We start from the raw sequence: 2,041 nt of genomic DNA, 5'->3' as shown, positions 1-2,041 counted from the left end.
GGGGCACGGCTGGACCGAACTCCGGCACCAGCTCTTCAAGGCCAACGTGCACCTGGAGTGGTTCGAGCGCTGGGTGCACGACCGCGAGTACGAATGGGAAGAGGCGCCGGGGGGCGAGGAAGAGGCGCGAGTGACGACGGCCGCGGAGGAGTCGCCGCGACTGTGGTGACGGGGCTTGGCGAAAGACCCCATCATCCGAGAGACTCCTCCACGGCTTCCCGCGCTGCAGCCTCGATCTCCCAGGGGATGTCGGCGTCGCGATAGAGGGCAGCCCCGTTTGAGAGCAGGGTACGTTCAGCCGTCGACCGGGCGCCGGGACGGACCGATGGGACGGGCCGCAGGTCTGGGTGCGAGCGCTGCTCCTCTGAATCCGCCCACCCGCGCCGCTTCCGCGCTTCGGCCCGCTCAACTCGCTTCGGCGCGTCCACCAGCATTCTTCCCTTCGGCGTGAAGAACAGCACCGTCCCGTCGCCGTTCACAGACACCTTGATCCGTCCCTCGTGAACGGCGCGATGGTGACGCCGACAGAGCGGAGTGTGGATCGCCGGAATCCCGGCAGGAAATCGTCTAAAGTCTTACAGGGCTGCATGATCTGCGCTTCCTGCCGCTGTACTGGACCTTGCTGGACCGCGCCGCCAAAGCGGGAAAAACGGAAATGAATGGCGGGACTCCCGCGCCCCCGGGCGGGAGCGAGCCGAGGCCGGATGGGGCTGCCGATGTCCGAGACCCCTACTCGTGGCGACCGACCTCGACTCCGGTGATGTCTTACTGGTCGATGGCCCGCTGAGCAACCCCGCATCGGTCAGGCGTTCGGCTCCACCAGGGCCACGAGCGTCGATCCCAAGATGTCGTATCCCATCAGCCGGTCGCGTATCTGGTCGGTCCCCGAAGACCTTCGTGACCCCCGACTCTGCGGGATCACTTGCCGAGATGGACATCGGGCAGACACTCCCCCAAGTTGCCGGTCGGTGAAAGCGAGGCGGCGAGAAACGGACTGGGGTGCATATGCGTCGTTTTTGGAAAAGGCGGAAGCCCGGGGGTGCCACCGGCACAGATCTTGTAGTGATCGAGGTCCCGGTGGAGGAACTGGTTTCGGACGACGCTGGCACCGGTACCGACCTTGTCGTATTCGAGATTCCGGCGGACGAGCCGTTCGAGGAGGATGAACAGCGCCGGGTTCCCGGTCGCGTGAGACGGTTGCTCTCCGGGATCGGGCGCTTGGCCCGCAGGGTCAATCCCGCCGCGCCGATCACCATCGCACTGCGTAGGTCGGGCGGCGCAGTCAAGTCGGTGGTCGTCGCGATTCGGGTCCGTCGGCTGGCGGAGATCGTCCGGGAGTTCCAACCCGGCAAGGCGCCGAGCGCGCGAAGGGTCGCCAAGGCGCTCCGACGGGCGTTCCGAAGAATCGATCCCGCGTTGGCCGACCAACTGGCCCGCAAGGCCTATGAGCCACTTCAGAAGGCGATCACCGAGCTTGATCCAGTCGAGGTCGGGGAGGCTGTGCGCCGGTTGGTGGAAGGAATTGACCTCGACGGCAAGCGTCGGGGCGGGCGCCGGTGGAGCAAGGCGCTTCGGGGCGCAATGCCCGCGCTGGCCGCGATCGGCCCGGAGGAGGCAGGCAGGATCGCCGAGGAGGCCACGAGGGCCATTCAGGGTCTGGTGGCGGAACTTGATCCAGACTGGATCGGCGAAAGGTTTCGGGAGCTCGTGGAGGCCGCCCAGGCTGCGAGCGGGGAGGGTCGCCGTCGATTGATCGAACTCTTGGCGTGGCTCACGGACAAGGCCAAGCTGGTCCGGAAAAAGCTCGTCCAGAACGTAAGGCCCTGTGAAGTGCTGGTGGTGCTGCTTTTGGTAGTGAGGATGGTCCCGAAGCTCCGGGCACTTGTGCAGCTCCTGAGTGTCCTCTACACGATATTATGTGACCGACCGAGGAGTGACGGGTCGGCCTGATCGCCCTCCCCGTCCGTGAGTCTGGCGACCGGAAAGTCGAACAGCTTGCCCGTGACGGCCCGGCCACCGCCGTCTCGGGCGTCGCTGTGGA

General features: G+C 66.1%; 2 protein-coding genes. One reads left to right on the top strand and one right to left on the bottom strand.

The genetic code is table 11. From position 1 onward, the window contains the following. Nucleotides 1-191: 191 nt before the first annotated feature. Entirely contained in the window at nucleotides 192-485 is a 294-nt protein-coding gene (locus OXT71_14975; GenBank protein MDE2927696.1) for a hypothetical protein, read from the bottom strand. Nucleotides 486-1,062: 577 nt separating this feature from the next. Between OXT71_14975 and OXT71_14970 the strand changes: the two genes are divergently transcribed. After that, nucleotides 1,063-1,950 carry a hypothetical protein gene (locus OXT71_14970; GenBank protein MDE2927695.1) on the top strand — a complete coding sequence of 296 codons (888 nt, stop codon included), beginning with the start codon at nucleotides 1,063-1,065 and terminating at the stop codon, nucleotides 1,948-1,950. Nucleotides 1,951-2,041 lie beyond the last annotated feature (91 nt).

This window comes from Acidobacteriota bacterium, from assembly GCA_028874215.1.
GTDB lineage: Bacteria > Acidobacteriota > UBA6911 > RPQK01 > JAJDTT01 > JAJDTT01.
Note: the sequence above shows the minus strand (reverse complement) of the source record. Positions and strands in the feature narration are given on the sequence as shown.